The following is a 6003-nucleotide window of genomic DNA, read 5'->3' as shown; positions in this document are numbered from 1 at the left end:
GATCGCCTCGGCACCGGCGGGCACGAGGCCGCCGGTCACGATCGCGACCGCCTCCCCCGGCCCAGGCTCAGGGCGGTCGACGATCCGCCACGGCGGCGTGCCGGCCACGGCCCAGCCGTCCATCGCCGACGAGGCATAGTGCGGCAGCGGGATCGGCGTGTGCACATCCTCGGCGAGCACGCGTCCCAGGGCGTCGGCGAGTCCGACGAGCTCGGCGCGAGCCGTCGGTGCCGCGCGGGCGGCGGCGGCCCTGGCCTGCCGCCAGTCGACTCCTCGGCTCACTTGGCGGCGGCGAGACGGCGCACGCGGTCGAGCACGTCGCGAGCCGCGGCCTCGGGGTCGGCACCGCCGGCTGCGGCCACGCCGGCCGCGTACCCGGCCAGGTAGGTCGTGATCGGGGCGGCCGGGCGCATCACCGCGTGCGCGGCCACGCCGGCGACCCCGAGCACCTGCTGGAGGTCGAGCGGCGCATCGGGAATGGCGAGCTCGGCGCGCACCTTCTCGGCCCACGCCTCGAGCACCCGGTCGAACTCCTCGTCGGAGACGCTCATGATCCCTCTCCTCCCGTCGCGCCGACCGCCTTCGCGTCGGCCCACGTGTCGACATCCATGGTGGCAGCCTCGGGCACCTCGACGTCGAGCAGCCGCAGCGGTTCGAGCAGCCGGCGCATCGCCACGCCGTCGAGCGAGGCAGCAGCACCGGCACCGGCATCGCCTGCCGCCGTGACCGCGGCGACCAGGGCCGACCGGCGGATGACGCTCGTGAGGTGCTGCGCCCGCCCCGCGGCATCCACCGCTCGCACGCCGTCGTGCACGTTCTCGTGCGCGCTGTCGTCGTCGAGCGCCGCCAGCAGGAGCGGCACGGCTTCGGCCACGAACGGCTGGTCCCCGGCGAGGAGCAGCACGGCATCGGCATCCGTCGGCAACGCCGCCACGCCCGCGGCGACCGCCGCCGCGGGACCGCCGAACCGCGGCTCCYCCCGCACGACTCGCACGCCGGTCGGCAGCACGGATGCCCCGGGCTCCCCGACGACGACGCGGTTCCTGGCAACCGACGCCGCGTCCACCACCCGCTCGAGCAGGGTGCGCCCGCCGACGCGCAGGTCGCCCTTCGCGACGCCGTCGAGTCGGGTCGCGCGACCGCCCATGAGGATCACCGCATCCACGACCAGCACGGCTTCACTGTAGAGCGCATCCGTCGCGGCCGAACGGGCGCGCGTCACGGAACGAACCCATCCCGCGCACGGCCGTCCGTGATAGGCAGGACGCATGGGCAGGATCACGACGAGGACGCGGGTCACACGCATCACGGTGGGCGGGCCGACCTCGCGCCGGGAGGACCTCCTGGCCGTCGAGGAGCCCCTCGAGATCCGGATCGGCCGCGAACCCCTCGCCGTCACGATGCGCACGCCCGGGCACGACGTCGACCTCGCCGTCGGCTTCCTCGWCTCCGAGGGCGTCATCGCGCGCGGCGACCAGGTCGCGGCCGCCATCCACTGCGCGGGGCCCGACGGCGAGAACACCTACAACGTGCTCGACCTGACGCTCGCGCCGGGCGTCGCGGCTCCGGACGCCTCGACCCGGCGCAGCACGTACATGACGAGCTCGTGCGGGGTGTGCGGCAAGGCGAGCATCGAGGCGGTGCGCACCCGATCGGCCCATCCCATCGACGACGACCTGCGCGTGGACCCGGCACTCCTCGTCACCTTCCCGGAGCGGCTCCGCGCCGGGCAGGACGCCTTCGAGAAGACCGGCGGGCTGCACGCCGCTGCGCTGTTCGACGGCCGCACCGGCGAGCTGCTGGTGCTCCGTGAAGACGTCGGACGGCACAACGCGGTCGACAAGGTCATCGGCTGGGCCGCCCGCGAGGGCCTGCTGCCCCTGCGCGGCATGGTGCTGCAGGTGTCGGGCCGCACGAGCTTCGAGCTCGCGCAGAAGGCGTCGATGGCCGGCATCCCGGTGCTGGCGGCGGTCTCGGCGCCGTCGTCGCTCGCGGTCGAGCAGGCGAAGGACGCCGGGCTGACGCTCGTCGGGTTCCTCCGCGGCGACTCGATGGTGGTCTACGCGGGCGACGAGCGCATCGCGGAGCCGGTCAGCGCGGCCGTCGTCGGGGTCAAGGGAGGCGCCGCGTGAGCGAGCGCGAGCCGTACCCCGACCTCGAGGTGCACCCGGCCAAGCAGTGGGCGGTCGGCGTGCCCGGCATCCTGCACTCGATGGAACCGGCGCTCGCCGCCATGGGGCCGGCGCGCACGGCCCGGCTCGCGCTCGCCATCAACCAGAAGAACGGATTCGACTGCATGAGCTGCGCGTGGCCCGATCCCGGCCACCGCAACGTGCTCGAGTTCTGCGAGAACGGCATGAAGGCCACGACCTGGGAGGCGACGCCGATCACCGTTCCCACCTCGTTCTGGGCCGAGCACTCGCTCACCTCGCTCCTCGAGAAGGACGAGTACTGGCTGGGCCAGCAGGGCCGGCTCACCGAGCCGGTCCACAAGCCCGCGGCATCCGATCACTACGAGCCGATCTCGTGGGATGCCGCGTTCCGCCTCATCGCCGACCGCCTCAACGCGCTCGACTCCCCCGACCGAGCGGCGTTCTACACGAGCGGCCGCACCTCGAACGAAGCGGCCTTCGTCTACCAGCTGTTCGTGCGGGCGTTCGGCACGAACAACCTGCCCGACTGCTCGAACATGTGCCACGAGTCGACGGGCACGGCGCTCACCGCGACGATCGGGATCGGCAAGTCCACCGTGGCGTACGACGACTTCGCCAAGGCCGACCTCGTCATCGTGATGGGGCAGAATCCCGGCACCAACCACCCTCGCATGCTCACCGCGCTCGAGGAGACGAAGCGCAACGGCGGCCGGGTCGTCTCGGTGAACGTGCTGCCCGAGGCGGGACTCATCCGCTACAAGAACCCGCAGCGGGTGCGCGGCATCGTCGGGAAGGGCACGGCCATCGCCGACCGGTTCCTGCAGATCCGCTCGGGCGGCGACATGGCGCTGCTGCAGGCGGTGTCGAAGCGGGTGCTCGACGCCGAGGACGCCGCGGCCGGCACCGTGCTCGACCACGCGTTCCTGGCCGAGCACACCGTCGGACTCGAGGCGCTTCGCACGCACCTCGCCGACCTCGACGAGGCCGCCGTGCTCGCGGCCACCGGGCTCGCCTCGCACGAGATCGACGACCTCGCCGCCGAGTACCTCGCCGCCGATCGCGTCATCATCACCTGGGCGATGGGGCTCACCCAGCACAAGAAGGCCGTACCGACGATCAAGGAGATCGTCAACCTGCTGCTCCTGCGCGGCAACATCGGCAAGCCCGGTGCCGGCGCCTCGCCGATCCGCGGCCACAGCAACGTGCAGGGCGACCGCACGATGGGCATCTGGGAGCGGATGCCCGAACGGTTCCTCTCGGCGCTCGAAGCCGAGTTCGGCTTCCCGGTGCCGCGCGCCCACGGGGCCGACGCCCTGCGCACGGTGCAGGGACTGCGCGACGGCGAGATCGACGTGTTCTTCGCGCTCGGCGGGAACTTCGTCGGCGCCATCTCCGACACCGCCGTCGCCGAGGCCGCCATGCGCGGCGCGAAGCTCACCGTGCAGGTGTCGACGAAGCTCAACCGCTCCCATGTCGTGACCGGCGAGGAGGCGCTCATCCTGCCGACGCTCGGCCGCACCGAGGTCGACCTGCAGCAGGGGCATCCGCAGTTCGTCTCGGTCGAGGACAGCGTCTGCGCGGTGCACGCGAGCCACGGCGCGATCCCGCCCGTGGCCCCGGGACTGCTCTCGGAGGTGGCGATCGTCTGCCGGCTCGCGCGGGCGACCCTCGGCGAGCGCGACCGCGGCGAGCGCAAGCCCGCGGGCGGCCCTGACCTGCCCTGGCAGGACTTCGAGGACGACTACGACGTCATCCGCGACCGCATCTCGCGGGTCGTGCCGGGATTCGAGTCGTTCAACGAGGACGTGCGGCGGAAGGACGGCTTCGTGCTGCCGAACGGACCGCGCGACGAGCGCCGCTTCGACACCGCATCGGGCAGGGCGGTGCTCACCGTCAACGAGCTCGAGCACCTCGACCGGCCGCCGGGCCGGCTCATCCTGCAGACGCTGCGGGCGCACGACCAGTTCAACACGACGATCTACAGCCTCAACGACCGGTACCGCGGCATCCGGAAGGGACGCGACGTCGTCTTCGTGAACCCCGACGACCTCGCCGAGCTCGGGCTGGCCGACGGCCAGCGGGTCGACGTGCACAGCGAGTGGCGAGGGCACGCCGACCGGGTGCTGCCCAACCAGCGGATCGTCGCGTATCCGACCGCCCGCGGCTGCGCGGCCGCGTACTACCCCGAGGCGAACGTGCTCGTGCCCCTCGAGAGCGCGGCGGAGGAGAGCAACACGCCCGTGTCGAAAGCCGTCATCGTGCGCCTCGTGCCGCACGCGGCATCCTGAGCTCGACGCGGTCCTCGTCGCGATGGCGGGCGCGTGCGACCATGTCGGAGAAAAACTTCGCGCCGATGTCGATCCGGCACCACGGCCGTTCGACGCAAGGGTGAGGCGGGCACCACGGCCCAGCCACGATCCACACGATGAAGGAGAGACGACCATGAAGTACATGCTGATCATGCGGGCCGACGACGAGGGCATCGCCAACTACGAGCAGATGGATTTCGCCGAGGTCATCGCGGCGATGGGCGCGTACAACGAGTCGCTCATCAAGGCCGGCGTGCTGCTCGCCGGTGAGGGCCTCGCCGACGCGAAGGAGGGCTTCGTCGTCGACTTCGACGCGACCCCGCCGGTCGTCACCGACGGCCCGTACGCCGAGGCCAAGGAGCTCTTCAACGGCTTCTGGATCATCGGCGTCTCGAGCAAGGAGGAGGCCGTCGAGTGGGCGAAGCGCTGCCCGCTCGGCCCCGGCGCCCGACTCGAAGTGCGCCGGGTGAACGAGCTCGAGGACTTCCCGCAGGACAACGAGTGGATCCAGAAGGAGGCCGGCTGGCGCGCCGAGGCCGAGGCCAAGGCGGCGGGCACGGCGAGCTGACATGAGCGCGACGGATGCCCCGGGCGCGGCGCGTCCCGCGGATGGCGTGGGGGCGGACGCTGCGGCGGGCGCCGAGGCCGACGCCGACCACGCCCGCCGCGCCCTGGCCGCCGTCTGGCGCATCGAGTCCGCGCGCATCGTCGCCACGCTCACCCGCTTCGTCGGCGACGTCGGCCAGGCCGAGGACCTCGCCCAGGAGGCGATGCTCGAGGCGCTGCGGCAGTGGCCGTCCGAGGGCGTGCCCCGCAACGGCGGCGCGTGGCTCACGGCGGTCGCGAAGCGCCGCGCGATCGACGGGTGGCGTCGGCGCGAGCGACTCGACGAACGGTACGCCGCGATGGCCCGCGACCTCGAGCAGCAGGACGGCGAGGCATCCGGAACCTTCTGGGACCCCGACACCATCGACGACGACGTGCTGCGCCTCGTGTTCGTGGCGTGCCACCCAGTGCTGTCCCGCGAGGCGCAGATCGCGCTCACGCTGCGCATCGTCGGCGGCCTCAGCTCGGAGGAGATCGCGCGGGCGTTCCTCGTGCCGGTCGCCACGATCCAGCAGCGCATCGTGCGGGCGAAGAAGACCCTCGCCGCGGCCAACGTGCCGTTCGAGGTGCCCGAGCCGCAGGAGTACGCTGCGCGGCTCGGGTCGGTGCTGAGCGTGCTCTACCTCGTCTTCAACGAGGGGTACCTCCCGGCGGCGGGCGAGCACTGGGTGCGACCGGATGTCTCCGCCGAGGCGCTGCGGCTCGCGCGCATGGTGGCCGAGCTCATGCCGCGGGAGCCCGAGGCGCACGCACTCGTGGCGCTGATGGAGTTCCAGGCGTCCCGCTTCGGCGCCAGGGTCGGACGGGACGGTACGCCGATCCCCCTCGACCGGCAGGACCGCAGCCGCTGGGACCGGGCGCAGATCGAGCGCGGCCGCGCCGCCCTGGCGCGCGCCGACCGGATCGGCCGCGGCCGCGCCTCGTACGGGCTGCAG

At 72.8% G+C, this 6003-nt stretch carries 6 protein-coding genes and 1 pseudogene; 4 read left to right on the top strand and 3 right to left on the bottom strand.

The window, feature by feature from the left end; translation table 11 throughout:
• The 3 genes and pseudogenes from AC1DY2_RS13845 to mobA all read right to left on the bottom strand — a co-directional run.
• A pseudogene (locus tag AC1DY2_RS13845) lies at positions 1-282 on the bottom strand (molybdopterin molybdotransferase MoeA); the annotation flags it as partial.
• A complete protein-coding gene (locus AC1DY2_RS13840; RefSeq protein ID WP_309976488.1) occupies positions 279-551 on the bottom strand; it encodes a DUF6457 domain-containing protein in 273 nt (90 codons plus the stop codon). The gene AC1DY2_RS13840 and the pseudogene AC1DY2_RS13845, both read right to left, overlap by 4 nt.
• Positions 548-1222, bottom strand: a complete 675-nt coding sequence (gene mobA / locus AC1DY2_RS13835) for a molybdenum cofactor guanylyltransferase (protein WP_476762962.1) — start codon at positions 1220-1222, stop codon at positions 548-550. Before mobA ends, AC1DY2_RS13840 begins: the two co-directional genes overlap by 4 nt.
• Before the next feature lie 46 nt (positions 1223-1268).
• Here mobA and fdhD point away from each other — a divergent pair, with 46 nt between their 5' ends.
• The 4 genes from fdhD to AC1DY2_RS13815 all read left to right on the top strand — a co-directional run.
• Positions 1269-2132, top strand: coding sequence for a formate dehydrogenase accessory sulfurtransferase FdhD (fdhD, locus tag AC1DY2_RS13830; RefSeq protein WP_476762961.1), 864 nt, complete (start codon positions 1269-1271; stop codon positions 2130-2132).
• On the top strand, positions 2129-4441 hold the full coding sequence (locus AC1DY2_RS13825; protein WP_476762960.1) for an FdhF/YdeP family oxidoreductase: 2313 nt from the start codon (positions 2129-2131) through the stop codon (positions 4439-4441). Before fdhD ends, AC1DY2_RS13825 begins: the two co-directional genes overlap by 4 nt.
• Before the next feature lie 154 nt (positions 4442-4595).
• Positions 4596-5030 carry a YciI family protein gene (locus AC1DY2_RS13820; protein WP_476762959.1) on the top strand — a complete coding sequence of 145 codons (435 nt, stop codon included), beginning with the start codon at positions 4596-4598 and terminating at the stop codon, positions 5028-5030.
• A 1-nt stretch (position 5031) separates the two neighbouring features.
• Positions 5032-6003, top strand: a 972-nt coding sequence (locus tag AC1DY2_RS13815) for an RNA polymerase sigma factor (protein ID WP_476762958.1), incomplete at its 3' end; no start/stop codon positions are given.

It is taken from the genome of Agromyces sp. P1_H4 (genome assembly GCF_056405255.1).
The sequence above is the reverse complement of the archived record's forward strand: the minus strand, read 5'-3'. Positions and strand labels throughout refer to the sequence as shown.

Excerpts from the sequence above, each read along its gene's own strand:
- AC1DY2_RS13840 (WP_309976488.1), bottom strand. The coding sequence starts at position 551 with ATGAGCGTCTCCGACGAGGAGTTCGACCGGGTGCTCGAGGCGTGGGCC.
- AC1DY2_RS13820 (WP_476762959.1), top strand. The coding sequence starts at position 4,596 with ATGAAGTACATGCTGATCATGCGGGCCGACGACGAGGGCATCGCCAAC.